Annotated in this window: 13 protein-coding genes; 7 read left to right on the top strand and 6 right to left on the bottom strand. The window is 69.6% G+C overall.

Annotated features, from left to right (window positions below; all coding sequences use genetic code 11):
- The coding region (locus tag IPG50_06250) for a hypothetical protein (GenBank protein ID MBK6691793.1) at positions 1 to 1,243 on the bottom strand (1,243 nt) is incomplete at its 3' end.
- Between the two features lie 454 nt (positions 1,244 to 1,697).
- Between IPG50_06250 and IPG50_06255 the strand changes: the two genes are divergently transcribed.
- The gene (locus IPG50_06255; protein ID MBK6691794.1) at positions 1,698 to 2,105 is read left to right on the top strand and encodes an ASCH domain-containing protein; all 408 of its coding nucleotides are present in this window, start codon (positions 1,698 to 1,700) and stop codon (positions 2,103 to 2,105) included.
- 74 nt (positions 2,106 to 2,179) lie between these two features.
- Positions 2,180 to 2,527: an HNH endonuclease gene (locus IPG50_06260; GenBank protein MBK6691795.1), complete on the top strand. Its 348-nt coding sequence runs from the start codon at positions 2,180 to 2,182 to the stop codon at positions 2,525 to 2,527.
- Positions 2,528 to 4,476: 1,949 nt separating this feature from the next.
- Here the strand turns inward: IPG50_06260 and IPG50_06265 are convergent.
- Positions 4,477 to 5,208, bottom strand: coding sequence for a helix-turn-helix transcriptional regulator (locus IPG50_06265; protein ID MBK6691796.1), 732 nt, complete (start codon positions 5,206 to 5,208; stop codon positions 4,477 to 4,479).
- A gap of 327 nt (positions 5,209 to 5,535) precedes the next feature.
- Here IPG50_06265 and IPG50_06270 point away from each other — a divergent pair, with 327 nt between their 5' ends.
- From IPG50_06270 to IPG50_06280, 3 genes are all read left to right on the top strand, one after another.
- Positions 5,536 to 8,859: a PD-(D/E)XK nuclease family protein gene (locus tag IPG50_06270; protein MBK6691797.1), complete on the top strand. Its 3,324-nt coding sequence runs from the start codon at positions 5,536 to 5,538 to the stop codon at positions 8,857 to 8,859.
- Complete coding sequence (locus tag IPG50_06275; GenBank protein ID MBK6691798.1) at positions 8,859 to 11,852, top strand: UvrD-helicase domain-containing protein; 2,994 nt, start codon at positions 8,859 to 8,861, stop codon at positions 11,850 to 11,852. The genes IPG50_06270 and IPG50_06275 overlap by 1 nt, the downstream gene beginning before the upstream one ends.
- Before the next feature lie 85 nt (positions 11,853 to 11,937).
- The gene (locus IPG50_06280; protein MBK6691799.1) at positions 11,938 to 12,498 is read left to right on the top strand and encodes a PD-(D/E)XK nuclease family protein; all 561 of its coding nucleotides are present in this window, start codon (positions 11,938 to 11,940) and stop codon (positions 12,496 to 12,498) included.
- 6 nt (positions 12,499 to 12,504) lie between these two features.
- Here the strand turns inward: IPG50_06280 and IPG50_06285 are convergent, their stop codons facing one another.
- From IPG50_06285 to IPG50_06295, 3 genes are all read right to left on the bottom strand, one after another.
- A complete protein-coding gene (locus tag IPG50_06285) occupies positions 12,505 to 12,993 on the bottom strand; it encodes a hypothetical protein (protein MBK6691800.1) in 489 nt (162 codons plus the stop codon).
- 622 nt (positions 12,994 to 13,615) lie between these two features.
- Positions 13,616 to 14,050 (bottom strand): hypothetical protein, encoded by a 435-nt coding sequence (locus IPG50_06290; protein ID MBK6691801.1) that lies wholly within the window; start codon positions 14,048 to 14,050, stop codon positions 13,616 to 13,618.
- Positions 14,051 to 14,063: 13 nt separating this feature from the next.
- The gene (locus IPG50_06295; protein MBK6691802.1) at positions 14,064 to 14,999 is read right to left on the bottom strand and encodes a sigma-70 family RNA polymerase sigma factor; all 936 of its coding nucleotides are present in this window, start codon (positions 14,997 to 14,999) and stop codon (positions 14,064 to 14,066) included.
- Between the two features lie 339 nt (positions 15,000 to 15,338).
- Here IPG50_06295 and IPG50_06300 point away from each other — a divergent pair, with 339 nt between their 5' ends.
- Together IPG50_06300 and IPG50_06305 are read left to right on the top strand one after the other, a co-directional pair.
- A complete protein-coding gene (locus IPG50_06300; GenBank protein MBK6691803.1) occupies positions 15,339 to 15,980 on the top strand; it encodes a hypothetical protein in 642 nt (213 codons plus the stop codon).
- A gap of 232 nt (positions 15,981 to 16,212) precedes the next feature.
- On the top strand, positions 16,213 to 16,953 hold the full coding sequence (locus IPG50_06305; GenBank protein ID MBK6691804.1) for a DUF1835 domain-containing protein: 741 nt from the start codon (positions 16,213 to 16,215) through the stop codon (positions 16,951 to 16,953).
- Between the two features lie 38 nt (positions 16,954 to 16,991).
- Here IPG50_06305 and IPG50_06310 read toward each other — a convergent pair whose 3' ends face one another.
- Positions 16,992 to 18,107 (bottom strand): hypothetical protein, encoded by a 1,116-nt coding sequence (locus tag IPG50_06310; GenBank protein ID MBK6691805.1) that lies wholly within the window; start codon positions 18,105 to 18,107, stop codon positions 16,992 to 16,994.
- Positions 18,108 to 18,263 lie beyond the last annotated feature (156 nt).

Below are 18,263 nucleotides of genomic sequence, written 5' to 3' on the forward strand. Positions count from 1 at the left end.
CTCGGACAAACGACTGAAGCCGCTTCGTTCGCGCTGCTAGATCGAGAAGGCGCTGGCCCTCCTGAACTCGCCCGCCGACGTCGTGGAACATGCGTTCGAACTCAGCGACGAACATATCGAACGGCTCCTGGAGAGCCTCATCGAGCGCCCGTCGAAATTCCGTTACCGCGGCTTCGTGTCGGCGCAGACCTTCCGCGCCGCCCAAGTGGCGAGGCACCAAGGCCAGCTCACCCAACCGGACATTGTCGAACGACTGCTCGCGCTGGCGCAGTACCCCTTCGAGCTCGCCGACCAGGAGGCGCATGTCCGTCTCGTAGAGCGCCGTGTTCTCCTCGCACGTGGCGAGAACGTCTTCCTCGCTCGCAGCAACTTGCCGATAGGGGGAGGTTTGCGCGACCGTCGCGAATGCGCCCGGCTCCAGAGCAACAAACACGCTCCCGCCGTAGGCTTGATGCATCTGGTCGAAGCGCCCGCGGATCTCGCGCGCTTGATGGACGAGTGGCAAGAGCGCCACGAATAGGGCAACGTACGCGTCACGAATCTTCGCGCGAGACTCCTCGCCCGTCAGAAGCTCGCCGAGAATCTCTAGGTTCTTGTCGCGAATGCTCGACAAGGTGAGTCGGTTCGCTGCGGTCTCGGACGTGGTGTAGAGCTGCGCGTAGACCCGCTCGCTCGCCACGATGGTGAGGAAGGCCTCGAAGCTGGCGCGAGCGTAGTGGCCTTGTTTGGCGCCCTCGTGCATGTCGACGAAGCAGCGAAGCGCCATGTTCTCGCGCGCCTCCCGCTCCTCGCGCTCTAGCTGTGCGGCCCACTGCTGCTCCGCGACATGCAGCTGCTGGAGCTGAACGTCGAGCTGCTGATGCTGCATCTCCAGCTGTTGCCGCGCGACCTGCAGCTGATGCAATTGCGCATGCAGCTGCATCCGGGCGAGCTCGTTGGCTTGCGCCTGCATGGCGCGAAGTTGGTTGAGGATCTCGGTCTGCCGTCGCTGGGCTGCGAGGACTTGCTGTTGCGTCGCCTCGATGTGACGAATGGACGCCAGCGTCGCCCGCTGCACCTTGAGGCCTTCTGCAAAGCCTCTGTCCAGGCTGGTGAGCGCAGAGCCGATGCGCCCCATGTAGCGACTGATGTCGCCCATCGCCCCGGCCGCCGCCGCGCCGGAGGACGCGGCGCGCTTCTGCGCCCATGCGCCGCGCTCGGCAGCTTGAGCGAGCTGCTCCGTGGCTTGGGCCGTTCGTTGCATCGGACACCAGGCGGAGCCGTGCGGTTGTCCACAGTGGAAGCAGCGGTAGCTCATTGCTCCTCGCTCGCGCGGCCAGCGCCCGCGAGGACGCACCGACCATCATGCGCGCCGTCGCAGCAGTCCCGTCGCTCGGTTCGCCCATGGCGTCGACCGGCATTCGCATCGCCCCCCTCCCCTCGTCGGCTCCGCGCTCAGTCGCACGGAGATCGCGACGAGTCTCGCTCTCGAGCGTGCGGACTGCAACGACGGATTCCTCGGGTACCTCGCTGAGTGCCACTCGCGTAGGAGCGGGTGCGAGTTTTCTACTACCTAGGTAGTAGGAAAGGCTTTTCGCACCTGGGATCGCGAGGCGCGGGAGGCGGAACTTGCGACTGCTTCGACGACACCGGGCTAGCCTCGCTCGCGTCTGCGTTCGTCGGCCCTGCGCCGGACGAGGAAGACGAGGGGGGAACCGATGCGCGCACTTTCCGTGAAGCAGCCGTGGGCGGAGCTCATCGCGGCCGGCAAGAAGAAGATCGAATACCGCACGTGGTCCGTTGACCTCCGCGGCGAGGTACTCATCGTCGCAAGCAAGAGCCGCAACGACGACGAAGTGCGCGCGCGGCGGCTCGACCCGGCCGCGCTGCTCTACGGCAAGGCCATGTGCGTCGTCGACCTCGTGAAGGTGACCGGCGAGCCGGGCGACTACGAGTGGCACCTCAAGAACCCTCGTCGCGTCGCGCCGGTCGACGTTACGGGGTACGCCTCGCTCTACACGGTGCCCGACGAGCGCATCCGGTTCGTGAAGTCGAAGGGAGCGGCGGCGAAGGCCCGGGGCGGCGGTGCAAAGAAGAAGGCGGTCAAGAAGGCAGCTTCTCGTTAGCCGGTCGGACCTTCGATGCCCCTCACCGAGGACAACGTTACGCACTGCTTCACTGGTCCTACGCGAACCTCGCGATGGCCCACGCGGCGGTCACGCAAGGCGCGACGGCGTACTCAGCTGGGCACTACGCCATCCGCAGCAAGTTCAACGCGGGCCTGCGCAGCGGGTCGATCAACGTCCGTCCGCTCGCGGACGATGAGCGCCTCAAGCTCGTTCTGCCACAGGCTTGCGCCTATTGCGGCGCGGGCAAGCCGCTGGCCGCGGATCACATCGTGCCACGGCATCGCGGCGGCGAAGATGTTGGCGACAACCTCATCTGGGCATGCCGAAGCTGCAACAGCTCCAAGGCCACCACGGACCTGCTCGCTTGGTATGAACGCCGAGCCTGTTTCCGCCGCTGCTCTTGCTTCGCCGCTACCTGAAGCTCGCGCTCCAGCTCTGCGAGGCGCGCTCGCTCATGAATGTGCCCGTCGAGACTGTCGCTGCGCTCGATCCCAGGGCTTGAGATGGAGGTGTGGCGCGCGCCCAAGAAGTTCCCCCCGCCCGCGGCGCTCAAGATGTGGGTCGTTTGGTAGCGGTGAGCCCGGCGCACGCCGTCGCCGTCCGGCGCGATGCCGGCATGTTCGCTGCGAAGGCGCGCCCGCTCGCGAGCGTGCATCGGCACGACGCGCATGAACTCGGACCAGCCCTTTGCCTCGCTGCTGGGTCCGCGATCGCCGTTCCAGGGCAGCACGACGCCGTAGACGAGCAGCGGCACGCGTGGGCCTTCGATGAGCGCGGGCACGGCGCGGTTCGGATCTTCGACGGGCAGCGGCCGCGTGATGGGTAGCCGTGACCAGACCGTCGTCCAGCGGCCTCGCCCACCCCATGCCGGTTGGCCGTTTCTCGAGCACACGCCCGGGCCGGGGAGCAGGAAACGCGGCCGTGGAACACCTGGCCCTAAGCCTTGTGGGCGCAGGCCCTCATGGTCGAGACTTCCTTTCATGCCCGACCGAGAATTTCTCGCCAATCCCCGCGCGATTCGCAAGCCCTCCGCGAGGCGCTGGCGGAAGCGGGCTCGCTCGACATGGCGGTCGCATTCGTTGGGAAAGACTGGCAAGACATTCTTGGGGGCTTTCGCGGCCGCGTTCGCCTCGTCTGCTGGCTGTCGAGCACGAATACGAATCCGTATGCAGTCGAGGACATGCTCGCCCGCCGCTCATTCTCCGTCCGGCAACTGGATGCCATGCATGCGAAAGGTCTACCTAGCGCACAGCAACAGGAGCCGCAATCGTCGCTCCGCAAACCTGTCGACGAGCGCGCTGAGCGACGAAGAAGCAAGCGGTCAGTTCGAAACAGCGATGCGGTGAAGCGTCGAGCTACTTTCAAGGTGATCTCCGCGTGGTTCGAGGACCTCTGGCGAGACGCGCACCGATTGCGAGTCGAGATATCGCGACCGCCAAGTCCGCTGGCACGCGTCGCGCCAAGGTCGGGCAGTTCGCGGCGGAGGATTGTTGCAAAGCCCGTCGGCCTTTCACCTACCTGGCGTGCTTCATCCAAGATTCTCCGGATCGCGGGCCGTGTTCGCACCGAGGACCCACGAGCCATTCTCGTAAGGACCGCCTGGCATTCTTCTCTCAGCTCACACCATCACGTATGACCGGACACTCGAGGGCGTGATCGACGAGGTGGCCAAGTGGACCGGGCACCGAGGTGCCTTCCTGCCCGCGCTCAGAGTGCCGCTCAGGTCATCCGCAACACGTTCGAATACGCCTTTGACGAGAACGTTGACCTCGTAGAGCGACTGGAACAGTTGGCGCCTGGAGGCGCACACAAGCTGGACGGCTTCGGCGTTAATGCATGGACCCTTGTGCTCCACTGGCGCAACCCCCATGACTGCGTGCCCCTGAACGCACAAACGCTCGCGTTTCTCCGCGCGGCGAAGCTTGCGCCACTCGTTGGGCGCACGGTAAGCCCCGCCAGCTTCAGGCGATGGCGCTCGGTTGCGCGGGAGCTCCAATGGCGCCTGCGCCTACCTTCGCTTGCTCATGTCGATTTGTTGGTTTGGCGGTTCGCTAGCAACAGCTGAGGGCCGTCGGCCTGCTCATTCCCCGGCGCCATCGGCGGCGAGAGCCCGTTGCCACCGCGCGCCGGACTCGGCCCGGTCTTTCGAATGCGGCTACCCAGGCACCCAGGTCGTCTCGAGCTTCGACATGCGCGGGTTGCTCTCAGAGTCTCGCGTGCTCGTACAGTCCGCGGTCTCCGTTGCGGTCGACCGAGCGCGACGTGCCTTAGTCCGCCGTCGTCGACGCGACCGAGATGGCCACCTCGTTCCGATTCGCCGCCGCCCGACTTCACCAGGATTCCGGGCGATCCCAGCGCCTAGTCGCGGTCAACGGATTGCTTGTTGATGACGGCATTTGACTTGATGAGAACTTGTTCCATCTGATGCCGAAGAGCAGGGTCGGTAACCTCGATGTACGCCGCGACTGACAATAGGCGCCTTGAACCAGAACTTGTCCTCGTGATTGGCGACACGGGTCTTGATGTTCTGTGCCTTGCCTACGAGATCGGCCGGTCGCTCACATCGTAGAAGACGTAGACGCCCGGACATGTGGGCGATCCTGCTTTTCGTGGGGTCGAAGTCAGTAAGTGCGCCCAGCCCCTCGATGGCTTGTTCTTCCTTTGCCTCATCTCCGGACTTCGTCGGGACCTGCGTCTTCAGCGCCTTTTTCCAAACGCTTTCGCGTCCCTTCCCGCGGGTTAGAACTGCGTGACCAGACTCAAGATTGTAGATTTGCACGACAGACACCCTGGACGCCTCAGACAGCTCGATCGCCGAGAGGTCTGCCTTCTCGCAAGCACGCAGCCAAGTTCGAAGATCTGCGCGCTTGCTCAGGGCAGCCGAGTCATCGTCTCCGGTCGCCCCGGTTCGTGCGGGTTTGTAGAACTTCCCGAGGATCTTCTCGAGCTTCTTCAGATCCTCCGCGTCCGGCTGGCTTCGACCCTTCTCCCAGTTGCTGATCATCGGCTGGGACACCCCGACCTTCACCGCAATGTCTGCTTGATTGAGCCCTTGCGCCAGTCGGGCGCGTTTCAGCCTTGTCCCCAGCCGCATCGCCATATTCAGTCTCCCCTCGCAAGACACGCGCGACTGGTGACTGCGGACCGCCCGCAACCGCCACCGGCGACGAGTCGTCGCGAGCCTACTACGGCTCGGTCAGCTAGACTCGGAACTTCAGGGCGAGACCGGACGCCCCGGCCCCAATGCGTGCGCCCCCTGCCACGCACGCACCCGGCTTTATTGAGTTCGACAGCCCCGTCGTCGTCTGAGACGCTCGCCCGTTCGGTCGGTCGCGTTCTGGCGCGTCGGCCGCCGCTGTCCCTCCGACTCTGGCGGCGAATCCGCCAACCCCGTCAGATCCCGCGCCGCCCTGCGTCTTAGTCCCTCGTGCTCCATCCCTCTGCCCTCGATGCGCTTCACCGCTTCCTCGCGGACCCGAGCGGCCCCGCAGCGGCGGGCGCCGGCTCTTCTGGCGGTTCGCCCAGCGCGGCTCCCCTGCCCTCGCGCACCATCCTCGTCCCAACGGAGGCCCACGCGCACGCCCTACGACGCGTCATCAGCGCCTCGGCGCCGCGCGGCCTCATCGGTACCCGCTTCGCTCGGCCCGAGGCGCTCGCCCTTGAGCTCCTTCAGCGTGAAGGCGTCGACTTCACGCCCGGCGAAGAAGCGCACCGCGCCACGCGGCTCCTCGCGCTCTTTCACGAGCGGCGGCTCGGTCTCCGCTACTTCGAGGCGGCGCTCCTCGCCGATGTGCCCGGGTGGGACGTCGCGTTCGCGCGCACGCTCACCGAGCTCGAGGCCGCGGCCTTCACCCCCAACGCGCTCGAAGACCTCGCGGCGAGCCCCCTGCCCGCGGAGGCGCCTTCGCGCGCGGCCGATCGCTTGCACGATCTCGCGCTCATCTGGCGCGCGCTCGACGAACGGGCCGCTCGGTCCTTCACGCCGGCGCGGATGCTCGTGGAGGCCGCCGCGCTCAGCACGCGTGAGCCCGCGGCGTGGCCGGAGCTCGGCCCTACCCTCGCCTTCGTAACCGGGCACGAGACCGCCGCGCGCGCCCGCTTTCTTCGCGCCATCCCGCGCGTAACGCTCGCCCTCGTCCCGTCGCGTCCGCGCCGCCACGCGCACCACGAGCGCTTGGCGCTGCTCTTTCCCGAGCTCGCCGCCGCGGCGGCGACCAGCGCGCCCGCCTCCGGGGCGCCGTCGACACGCTCGACCGTCACCGAGCTCGAGCTCCTGTCGCAATTTCTCTTCGAGTCGCCCGACGTGCTCTCCGCCCCTTCGCGGCCGCGAAGCCGCGGCCCCGACGGCACCGTGCACTTCGAGCATCACGGCGGCGTGGCCGACGAGCTCGAGGCCGCCGCCCAGTGGGTGCACCGCGAGGTGCTCGAGCACAAGACCCCGCTCTCCGAGCTCGCCATCCTCGCGCCGCGCCTCGAGCCTTGGGCGGCGCTCGTCCGCGATCGCCTCGCCACCTTGCCGTGGCCGGACGACGCGGGCGGCGACGCCGCAGACGGGCCCCCTGTCGTCGTCCTCGGCGGCGTGCCCGTCGCGCGCACGAGCGCGGGCGCGCGCCTTCGCGCCCTGCTCGCGGCGCTCTCGCGGTTCCTCCCCATCGACGCGCTCTCGGCGCTCGTGCCCGCCCTCCGCGCCGAAGGCCTCGAGGGCCGTAGCCGCCTCGGACGAAGCCAAGCGATGAAGCTCATCGCCGGTCTCGGCACCGTCGGCGGCGCCGATGCCGCGCCGGAGGCCGCCCTCGAGTGGCTCCCTCGGATGCAGACTCAATCGGCCGCCCTCGAGCGTGAGCTCGCCACCGCGCGCGACGACGACGAAGATCGCGAATACGCGCTCCGCGACGCACGCACGCGCGCCCTGCACCTGCGCGCCATCACGCCGTCGATGACGGCGCTGCACGAGCTGGCCCGCGCGATCGTCGATAAACAGAGCCTCGTCGCGCTCTGGCCGCGCCTCGCCGAGTTCGTGCGCGAGCACCTCGTCTTGCCCGCGCCCCACGGCCCCATCCTCTTGGCGGCGCTCGAGGACGCGGCCACGAGCCTCCTCGCGACCGACGCCGGTCGCTCCGTCGGCGGGGCCACAGCGCTCGGCCTGCTCGGAGAAGCGCTCGAAGGCGCGCGCGCGCGCGCGAGCGCCGCGCGCTTCGGAGAGCCCGCCATCACCCTCACGACGGTGCGCCGCGCCGCGGGCCTCTCGTTTCGCGCGGTCCGCGTCGTGGGCCTCGTCGAGGGCGCGCTCCCTTCGCCGGGCCGCGAAGATCCCGTGCTGCCTGACGCCCTGCGCGCGTGGCTGCCCGGCGTGCCCCGCCTCGGCGAGCGCGCCCCCGCCGACCTCGCGAGCCTCGTCCACGTCCTCGAAGCGACCACCGAGCGCGTCACGCTCTCCGCCTCGTCCGTCGACGAAGAAGGCACGCACCGCGAGCTGTCGCCGGTCTTCACCGAGGCCGGCGTGGCCCTCGCGAGGCCGGGCCGCGATCGCCGCGCCCCGCCTGTGGAGGTGCCGGGCGTGCGCGCGCTCGCCGAGCGCTACTTCACGCCGAGCCGCGAGGACGCGGTCGCCTTCGACCTCCAGCATCCCCTGCGCGAGGCATCCTGGCAGGCTCTCGCCGCCAGCGTCGCGCGCCTGGCGCCAGCCCACTGGCAAGGGCCGACCGCCGTGGGCCTCGAGCGCCTGCTCGCGCTGCTCGACCCAACGCGCGCGCCCGACGCCCTCGATGGCGTGTTCCCCAAGCGCGGCGCGTTCCCCGTGCTCCCGGGCCTCTCGCCGGAGCGCCCCATCTCGCCGACGCGCCTCGGCCGCGTCCTCGGATGCCCCCAGGCGTTCTTCCTGTCGGACGTCTTGGGCTTCCGCGAGGCCGCCGAGCTCCCCGACGGCGACGCCATCGATTCGCTGGCCTACGGCTCGCTCTTCCACAAGCTCGCGGAGGACTTCTACCGCACCCACGGCGAGAGCTTCGTCGCAAAGAAGGGCACGCTCGAGGCGCACCTCGCGACCGCCGAGGCGCTCACCGACGCGCTCTTCACGGAGTTCGTGGACGGCTATCCGCTGGGGGGCGCGCTCGTGCGCGAGGCCGAGCGCGCACGCCTCCAGCGCGACGTGGCGGAGCTGCTCCAATACGATTGGGGCTCTGACGCCCGCGCCTTCGTGAGCGTGGAGCAAGCCTTCGGCAACGACGCGCCCGTGCGCCTCGAGACCTCCAAGGCGGAGCGCGCATTGTTCGTGCAAGGGCAGATCGATCGGCTCGATAGCGTGGGCACCAAGCTCTTCGTGCGCGATCTCAAGACCGGCAAGCCGAAGCTCCGGAGCTCCAAGGGCGCAGGCGACTTCGACCCGGCCGTCGATCTTCAGCTCGGCGTCTATGCGCTCGTCGCCGAGCAGCTCGCGCGCTCGTGGAAGGTCTCGGCGCGGGGCGGCGTCGAGAGCGCGTACGTCTACCCCAAAGGCAACCCTCAGAAGGAGCGGCGCTACAGCGCAGACGAGACCAAGGCGCTCATGACGCTCACGCGCCAGTGGCTCGAGGTGGCGCGCTCGCTCCTCGAAGCGAGGGCACTTCCCCGAACGCCCGACCCGGCCGGCTGCACCTATTGCGCGTTCGCGGTGTCGTGTCATCGAGAGCAGAGCGGCCGCTCGAGGGAGGTGCTCACGCTCGAGCCGCGCACGAAGCCCTACGCGCGCTTCGTTGGGGAGGAGGAGGCGTGATGAGCACCTCGGATCAAGCCGCCCGCGAGCTCGCCGTTCGCTCTCGCAAGAACCTCGTCATCGACGCCGGCGCCGGCACCGGAAAGACGACCACCCTCGTGGCGCGCCTCGTCGAGCGCATCGCGCCGGAGGACGACGGCCCCGCGCTCTCGCTGGACCGCATCGCGGCGATCACCTTCACCCGCCGCGCCGCCGGCGAGCTCAAGCTGCGCGTGCGCGAGTCGATTCTGCGAGCGCTCGGCACAACGTCGCTCAGCGCCACGCGAAGGGCGCGCCTCTTGGAGGCGCTCGGCAAGCTCGACTCCGCGCACCTCGGCACGATCCACTCGTTCGCGGATCGACTGCTGCGGCTCCGCCCCGCGGAAGCGAAGCTCAGCCCGAGCTACAACATCGCGGAAGACGCGGGCGCGCTCGTCCGCGAGGCCTACGAGCGGATGCTTCGCCTGGCGCAAGACGGACACCTGGGCAAGAGCCTGGCCGGCGCCGGTCACCCGACAGAGTTGGTGACACTCGCCGACCGCGCGACGGCGGCCTTCGCGGATGCGCTTCGGTGCGGCGTCCGCGCCCGCGAGCCCGACTACGACTTTGCCCCGCCGAGCCTCGAGGAGCTGTACGCGAGGCTGCTCGAGTGCCGCGATCGCGCGCTGCCCACGCTGCAGACGCTGCCCACGCCGCCCACCTTGGCCGAGCCCACCTTCGACCGCGCGCGGCTCGACGCTGCTGCACGACTCGCGAGAGCGTGCCTCACGCCGGTCGGGCCCGATGACGACGGCGCGCGCGTCTTGCTTCGCTTGGGCCGGAGCCTCGCGGCCATTGACCCTGAGCGCTCGTCGACGCTCCTCGACGTGCTCGACGCGGTGCGCCGCGTGGACGAGCTCGGGCCGAAGAAGAGCTTCGCTCGGGGGAGCTCCGGCGTCGCTGCGCTCAAGGCCCTCAAGGACAAGGGCCCCGCGAAGGATCGCCCCTCGCTCCTCGAGCAACTCGTCGCGCCCATCCACGAGTGGATGGCGAAGCGGCTCGTGAGCCTCTGGCCCGTCGCCGTGACGCTCTACGAGGAGACGAAGCGGCGAAACCAGGCGCTCGACGCCATCGATCTCCTGCTCAAGCTCCGCGATCTGTTGCGCGATGAGCTCACGGTCCGCGGCGAATACCAGAAGCTCTTCGACCACCTCTTCGTCGACGAGTTCCAGGACACCGATCCGCTCCAGGCCGAGGTCCTCCTTTATCTGTGCGAGCAGGGGCCGCGCGCCAAGAGTGTGGACGCCGTGGTGCTCACGCCGGGGAAGCTGACCATCGTGGGGGATCCCAAGCAGTCGATCTATCGCTTCCGGCGCGCCGACATCGGCATGTACGAGCGCGTGCGGAGCCAAATCATGGCCGGCGACCACGACGCCGTCGAGCTCCGCGCAAACTTCCGCAGCGAGCCGAGGCTCCTTCAGTGGCTGAACCACCGCATGGCCGCCGTGCTCGGTGAGCACAAGACCGAGACCTTCGACCCGGCGACGGGCCAAGCCTACTTTCGCGCGCTCGGGCCGGACGCAGCAAGGGCGAAGGCGACGACGTCGTGCACCTCTTGCCCCTCGAGGACCTCGCCGGACTCGCAGGACGGCGCCGACGCCGTCCGCGAGCTGGAGGCGGAGGCGCTGGCGGCCTACGTGCGCGGGCTCGTGGACAAGAGCGAGCTGACGGTCGTCGACGCCGACACGCGCGAGGCGAGGCCGGTGCGCACGAGCGACATCGCCGTCCTGGCGCGCGCGACGACGTCGCTGAAGATCCTGTTCGCGGCGTTCGACCGCGCCGACGTGCCCTATGCGCCAGCGGGCGGGCGACTCTTCTTGAGCGAGCCGGTGCACCAGCAGTTTCTTCTGGGGCTCCGCGCCGTCAGCGACACGGACGACGGCGGCGCGCTGGCGGCGCTGCTCCGGCCGCCGTTCTTCGCCATCGATCCGTGGGATCTTTGGCAGGCCAAGGCCAAGCAGCAGGCCCTCGAGGGCGTCGACCTCGAGGCCGCCGCGCGCGCCGAGGAAGCCGCCGCGTGGGTGATGGAGCTGCGACGGGAGCGTGGGAGGCGGAGCTTCGGCGACACGGCGCGTCGCCTGCTCGACGAGACGGGCTTCGCGCGGGCGGTCGCCCTGGGCCCGAACGGCGCGCAGCGCGTGCGCCACCTCCGGGAGCTCATCTTCGCCCTCGAGCGCGTGGGTGACGCGGAGAAGCTCGACTTCGACGGCGTCGTGATGCGCGCGCGCGAGTGGGTCGACGCGCCGGTCGGCTTGGATCCCGCGCCGCCGGTGGGCAGCGACGCAGTGCGCATCCTCACGGTGCATCAAGCGAAGGGCCTCGAGTTTCCCGTCGTCATCTTGTGGGACGCGGCGGGCGAGCTCGCGCGCGGCCCGCGCGGCAGCGCCTTCGAGCTCGAGGAGCCGTCGGGCGCGTGGAGCATGTCGCTGTCGCGGCTTCACTGGGACGAGCCGGCGGGGAGCGGTCTCAAGGCGCGCGCGGAGGAGATGGCGGCCCACGAGCGCCGGCGGCTGCTCTACGTGGCAGCGACGCGCGCCCGCGACTTGCTCGTGCTCCCCGTTCGCACAGGCGGGAAGTTCTCGGACGCGGACAAGTACGCGCACGCGCTCTTGGCGGCGCCAGCGCTCGCGGGCAAGGCGGCGAATGGCGTGCGGCTCCTCGAGCCGTACCGCGAGGGACGCGGCGCCGCGTGGTCGAAGCCTGCGGTCGCGATGAACCGTCCCCCGAAGCTCGCCAAGGGCGCAGCCGAGCGCGAGCGCGCCGCGTGGGAGGAGGCGCTTCGCGAGTCGATGCGACCGCGGCTCGAGCCGACGTCCGTGACGAGCGAAGCGCACCGAGCCGACGGCCACGCGCCAAAGGGCGAGTTGGCCGCGACAGGCGCCGACGCCGAGAGGGGTGGAGCTCACGCACGCGCCTCGCGAGGCCACGGCGCTCGGGGCGGAGGCGGGCGGGGTCGATGGAGCGGACGGCGGTGATTGCGGAGACGGGGGTGAGCCCGGCGCGCAAACGTGGGCGCGGGCGAAGAAGCAGGGCCGCCACGGCGCGGCGTTCGGATCGCTGGTGCATGCGGCCATTGGGCTGGTGTTGACGCGCGGCCTCGACGCGAAGGAGAGCGTTCGTCGCGTCGCGCGCGCGCTGGCGGTGGGCCCCGCGGTGCCGCTCGACGAAGCGGCGAAGGACGTGGAGCGAGCGTTCGCGGCGCTGCGCAGCGAAGGTGTCCTGCCGGGAGTGCGCGCGAACGGCGGGCCCGGCAGGCCGGCGGGGCCGACGTGGGGCCGGCGCGGTGCCGACGCCGGTGCCGGTGCCGATGGAACCGCGAGCGAGGGAGATGTCGCGCTCCGCCTCGAGTACCCGTTCGCCGAGGCGAGCGCCGATGGCGCAAAGCTGGTCGTGGGCTACGTGGATCTCGTGGCGAGCGGGGCGGACGGGGCGCTCACCGTCATCGACTTCAAGACCGATCGCGCGCCGACACGCAGCGCCCGCGAGGAGTACCCGGCGTACGTGAAGCAGGTCCGCCAGTACGCGGCGGTACTGGCGCGAGGCGGAGAGGGCCGCCCCGCGACGCGGGCGGGGTTGCTGTTTACGGAGACGGGGCGCGTGGAGTGGTGTGAGGAGGGTTGAGGAGCGTCACCCCTCCGCGAAGACCTCCGCAACCGTAGCTGCGGTGACGGCCTTGCGAATCCACCGTGTCAGCAACGCGTCGTCCGTGCACCCGGCGATCGTCTCTTGCTCCGCGGCCGAAACGGCGAGGCCGCGAGCGTCGAGGATCGCAAGCAGTGAAGCGACGCGGCCCTCCGCGCGGCCCTCCTCGCGGCCCTCCTCACGCCCTTTGGCCCGGTGCTTCTTGGCGAAATCGCTTTGAAACTCGTACTTGCGGATGTCCATCTGCTCCTCCAGTGCTGCCTTCGCCGCGCGCCCCAGTACTTCGTAGATGACGTCGGAATATAGCACCCCGGAGTCGCTCGCCAACGTCGCGACGGCCGCGAGCGCGGGCACGGCGAGCCGCATCGGGTCCGGTTCGCGGCCGTGCGCCAACACCGAGAGCACCGCCAACTCGGGGGCGCGTTTGGCCTCCTCCTCGTCGGTGACATAGGGAATCGCGCTCGGGCCGAGCACGAAGGGTGCAAACGTGAAGCTTGGCCCCCAACTCCACCGGCTTGGCGCACCACTTCGCCATCGCCTCCGTGGGCGCCACCACGAGCACGCAGACCGGACACTTCAGTCGCGCTCGCAACGTCGACGCGTAGACCGGCCACGAGTAGCGCTTCCCCACGTCGCGCTTGAACTGCACCTCCACAACGATGCCCAGCACGGGCCGCTCCGCCCGCTCGAGCACCACCACCAGATCCGCCCGGTATTGCGTCGGCGTGATCTGCGTCAGATCGGCCGAATCCGTCCGTAGGCGCGTGCCCGACGGCACGGCGACGCCCAGGAGTCGCAAGACCTCGGCCGCCAGCGGAGGGCGCGTCTGGAACAGCGAGACGAGCACCTCATGCCGACGGAACGAACTCATGCGAGGTCTATCGGCAGAGGCCCTCGATAAGTTGCGTCCCCTCCGCGCGTCCCCTCCCCGCGTGCCCCTTCCCAAGTCGGCCCCGCCTCGTGAACCATCCCGGTTTCGCTCATGGGTCAACGCTCCAGCACGGCCACCGTCGTCGCCATCGTCCAAGCGTTCCTCGAAGAGCGCAGCTGGAAGCAAGCCTCGCTCGCGCGCCGCATCGAGATCGCCGTGCCGGCGCTACGCAAGCGCCTCGAAGAGCTCCAGGCCTACGGGTTCCCGCTCGAGCGCGAGGAAGACCACCCGCACGTCTGGTGGAGCGTGCCCAAGAGCTGGTTCCCCGGCGCCGTCGTCTTCAAGGACGCGGAGGTCGGCGAGCTCTTGCGCCTCGCGCGGCTGCCCAAGAGTCGCTCGCGCGATCAGGTCCTCGAGTCGATCTTGCGGCAGCTGCCGGCGCGCGGCGACATGGCCGCGCTCGTCGGGACGGCCATCGTGCCACCTGACGCGAGCGGCCCGTCGGAGCGCTACCAGTCGGTCCTCGAGGACGCGGCCGCGCAGCGCATCGCCGTGCGCGTCCGCTACTTCAGCGCGGGGCGCGGCGCAGAGGGCGCCCGGCACCTCTCGGTGCACCGCGTCGTGATCGGGCCGCCGGCTCGCATCATCGCGACGTGCCACCGCTCCGGCACGCTCAAGTGGTTCCGCATCGACAACGTCTTTGAGGCTCGACTCGACGAGCACGAGCCCTTTCGCCCCGCGGCGCCGGCCGACGTCGCGACGTTTCACGACGCGAGCCTCGACGGCTTTCACCAAGACGGGCCCTGCCGAGGTCTTGTCGTTCTTCGTTCGCGATCCGGAGGCGCGCTGGGTCGCGCGCAATCTCTTGCCGGGCATGCGGCACGAAGAGACCGACGGCGGCATCCGCGTCACCGCCGAGACGACGGCCATCTTGCAAGTGGCCCGGTACCTCGCAGGGCTCGGCGAGGCCGCGCGACCTGAGAGCCCCAGGCTCGCCTCGTGCGTGCTCGCCCTCGCCGAGGGCACGCTTCGGAGCGCGCGCGCGCGCGCCAACGACTGACGAGGCGTCGGCCAGGCGCACGCGCTCGCGCAACCAGCCGCGCGCCCGCTCGAGCGCCTTGTCGACGCGCGCCCGCACGCGACGCTGGCTGGCCACGCAAGAGCGCTCCTCCGGTCCAAGCTCCGCCGCCACCAACTCGGCGATGGCTCGCCCCTCGAGGTAGACGGCCGACAGCGGCTCGCGGACGCGGCGCGGCGCCGCAGCCACGAGGGCCCGAACAGCGGCGAGCTGCTCATGCAGACGGCGCGCCTCTTCATCGCGAAGGAGGAGCGCCTCGGGATTTTCGACGCCGCCGCTACCCTGGCCCTCGCCTTCGCCTTCCTCGTCCAGCACCTCGAGGGGCACCGCGGCGCGGCCGCGTTGGCGGCGTAGCGCGTCGATGGCGCGGTGCTTCGCGGCGCGGCGCACGTAGGCCGCCTCGCGCCCGTCAGCCACGGCGCCGCCTTCGATACTGGCGACCAGCTCGAGGAGCACGTCGTGAGCCAGATCTTCGGCGGCCTCAAGCGGCAGGCGCATGCGCGCCAGGCTGTTGAGAGCGACGGCGCGCACGCCGCCAGCGTGTTCCGGGCGCTCTCACGCTCCGTCGTGGCGTTGCGAAGGGTACGTGCAGCAGCGGTCGTCGAGGCACCAAGCGACATGGAGTTCCCTTTCTGGGGTGACGCGTTGACGGCGAGAGCGGCTCGGCAAGATCGGGCCGGGGAGACAAGACCGGGGGAGACGGAGCCGCGAGGCGACGACACTATGGGGAGGCGCGACGCCGAAACGGCTCGCGCGATTAGGAGCCACTGGACGAATGGCCACCGCGAGGAGCTTGCCGCGCGCGCCGAAACTGGCGAGCCGTGTTGTCAGAAGAGAGACGAAGCACCGACATCGATGCAAGGAGCCCCGATGTCCAAACAACACACGATGATCTTCACAGCCCCCGCGAGCGCGAGCCCTGGCTGGCAGACCTTTCGGGTAAAAACAGGGTCGAGCACGTATCACGTCGCCTTCGGGCCCCTCGGCTCGCGGCGCGTCGCCGTCCTGCGCGGCGACTCGCACGGCAACGTCATCCACGAGATCGACGGCGATCCTCGCGTGGGCGAGGCGAGCCTCTTCGGCGTTTCGCCAGGAGAGTGGGTCGGCAAGCCGCTCCTCGTCGGCGGCGTGATCACCTCAGCGGTGGTCTCCGTGGCCACCGAAGACGATCCCGAGGTGCTCTCGCGCGTCCCGACGTGGCTCACCCTGCCAAGCACCTCGGCGCCCACGCCCGTGTTCGAGAGCGCGCCGCGGCTCATCGCGCAGCCCGTCGCGCAGCCCGTCGCGCCGCCCCTCGCTGGCGCCGAGCTCTACGTGTCGCTCGTCGAGGCAGCGGGGCGGCGCCTGCGCGCCGTCGCCGACGCCGACGACTTGGTCGAAGCGTTCGCGGCGAGGCCCGAGCTGAGAGAAGCGCTCCGGCGACGAGCTCGCCGCGTGTTTGCTCACGGTGAAGGGCATCGCTCGGCGCATGGGGTGAACGTCGAAGTCCCGGGGGAGAGCCATGTTGCCTAGTTCCACGAGACGCGCACTGTCGGATCGACGTTCCACGTGCTGATTCGCATGAGTTCGCGTGAGGGCGTACCCGCGGATCGCCCTCGGCGCCTTCTGTCTCTGGCTTCTGGCTTGGGCTTCTGGCCTCGACTTCTGCCCGCGTGACCGGTTGACTGCTAGGAAGCTGGTGGCCGCTGCAGCGTCCGCCCTTCTCCATGCCTCTCTCCTTCCTCCACATCGCCGCCTCCCCACCATGGCCGGCGGGCACGTTCGGAAGGCGCTCGGCGAGCTAGGGCGAGACGACGAGGTCGTGGACTTGCGGGATGGGCTGCAGGTCGGCCCTCTGGCCGACGTCGACCGCGGCGCGAAGCAACGCGACGCGTGGTGGCAGATGCTCAGCGCGGGCGTTCCCGCTTGGCAGACGTTCTCAGAGGAGACGTCGCTCGATGACTTCGGCGCTATGGGCGAGGCCCGCGCAGACCCGCGGCCCGTCGTCGTGTGGCACGGCCCGGACCCGGCCGAGCACTTGGTGATGCTCCGCACCTGCTTCCACTTTGCGAGCACACCCGAGGCGCGCGTTCGAGGTTCACATGGGCGGCGGCGGTCCGCGCCGTGCGCTGCCCTCGTTCTATCGCTCCGTCGCGCTCTCCGGCGGCGAGGTGATGGGAGCCTGGCAACACCGGCGTCGGATCCACGATGTTCATGCGCGCGCGGCGCTGGCAACGAATCGTCGCGCATCCCGGCTGCCCTACGTGACCTGCGCCAGGCCGCATCGTCCTTCTCGCTGTCGATGTGCACGATGCGAGGCCTCCGCGCGGCCTGCGTCGATTGGACCGGGAGTACGCGCGTCCTTGGGCTCGTGCTGGCTGACCTGCCCGTTGGCGATCTCTTTCTCATCTGGCGAGTCCGCCGACTGCTCGAGGCCGGCCTCCTCGAGGGGCGGGGCACGAACGAGAAGCTCGGCTTGCCCGGAGAGCTTCGCTCGGGGGGCTAGTCGGGGGATAGGACGACTCCAGCGGTCGACCTCGACCTTCACCCTTCCGCGAAGACCTCCGCAACCGTCGCTGCCGTTGCCGCCTTGCGAATCCAACGCGTGAGGAGCGCCGCGTCGGTGCAAGCGGCGACCGCTGCTTGCTCCGCCTCGGAAACGGAGAGACCGCGCGCCTCCAGAATCGCCAGCAGGGCCGCGACGCGCCCCTCCTCGCGCCCCTCCGCCCGGTGCTTCTTCGCGAACTCGCTTTTGAACTCGTACTTTCGGATGTCCATCAGCTTCTCCAGGGCAGCCTTCACCCTTCGGCGAAGACCTCGGCGACGGTAGCGGCCGTTGCCGCCTTGCGAATCCAACGCGTGAGGAGGGTTGCGTCGGTGCAAGCGGCGATCGCTTCTTGCTCCGCCTCGGAAACGGAGAGACCGCGCGCCTCCAGAATCGCCAGCAGGGCCCCGACGCGCGCCCCCCTCCTCCTGGCGGCCCTCCGCCCGGTGCTTCTTCGCGAACTCGCTCTTGAACTCGTAGTTCCGGATGTCCATCAGCTTCTCCAGGGCAGCCTTCGCGGCGGGGCTTAGCGCTTCTTCTATGACTTCGGAATATAGCATCGCAAAGTCGCTCGCCAACGTGGCGACCGCCTCCAGCGCGGGTGCCGCGATGCGCTCTGCGTTGGGCTCGTGGCCATGGGCCAAGACCGACAGCACCGCCAGCTCGGGCGCGCGCCTCGCCTGCACCTCGTCGGTGACATACGGAATCGCGCTTGGCCCTAAGACCACTGGCGCAAACGTGAAGTTCGGCCCCAGGTCGAGAGGCTGCCGGCACCACTTCGCCAAGGCCTCCGTGGGGACCACGACGAGCACGCAGACGGGGCACTCAAGGCGCGCCCGCAACGTCGCCGCGTAGACCGGCCACGAGTAACGCTTCCTCGAATCCCAATCGAGCTGCACCTCGACGACGACGCCTAGTACGGACGCGCCATTCTCGAGCACCACCACGAGATCGGCTCGGTAGGCCGTCGGCGCCAGCTCCGTCAGATCCGCGGAGTCGGTGCGCGCCGCTCGATGCGCGGGCACCTCCACACCGAGCACCCGCAGCAGCTCCGCCGCCAGCAGAGGGCGCGTCTGGAACAGCGAGAGCAGCACCTCGTGCTCGAAGGAGACCATGCAGGACTCTTCGGCCGGACCGCGGGAGAAGTTGCGTCGCCCATGACGAAGAAGACGGAGAGGCCGAGAGGAGGCTGAGCCTGAGCGAGAAGGCTGAGGCTGGAGCCAGAAGCGATCCCCTCGGGCGCTCGGAGTCCTTCGCCGCCCGGCCGCCAC

The sequence above is a fragment of the Myxococcales bacterium genome (assembly GCA_016703425.1).
Lineage (GTDB): Bacteria > Myxococcota_A > Polyangia > Polyangiales > Polyangiaceae > JADJCA01.

Bases quoted from the DNA above. Each gene is read 5' to 3' on its own strand.
- IPG50_06265 (MBK6691796.1), bottom strand. From the start codon at position 5,208: ATGGCGATGCGGCTGGGGACAAGGCTGAAACGCGCCCGACTGGCGCAA.
- IPG50_06260 (MBK6691795.1), top strand. From the start codon at position 2,180: ATGGCCCACGCGGCGGTCACGCAAGGCGCGACGGCGTACTCAGCTGGG.
- IPG50_06310 (MBK6691805.1), bottom strand. From the start codon at position 18,107: ATGGTCTCCTTCGAGCACGAGGTGCTGCTCTCGCTGTTCCAGACGCGC.
- IPG50_06305 (MBK6691804.1), top strand. From the start codon at position 16,213: ATGGCCGGCGGGCACGTTCGGAAGGCGCTCGGCGAGCTAGGGCGAGAC.
- IPG50_06255 (MBK6691794.1), top strand. From the start codon at position 1,698: ATGCGCGCACTTTCCGTGAAGCAGCCGTGGGCGGAGCTCATCGCGGCC.
- IPG50_06300 (MBK6691803.1), top strand. From the start codon at position 15,339: ATGTCCAAACAACACACGATGATCTTCACAGCCCCCGCGAGCGCGAGC.
- IPG50_06275 (MBK6691798.1), top strand. From the start codon at position 8,859: ATGAGCACCTCGGATCAAGCCGCCCGCGAGCTCGCCGTTCGCTCTCGC.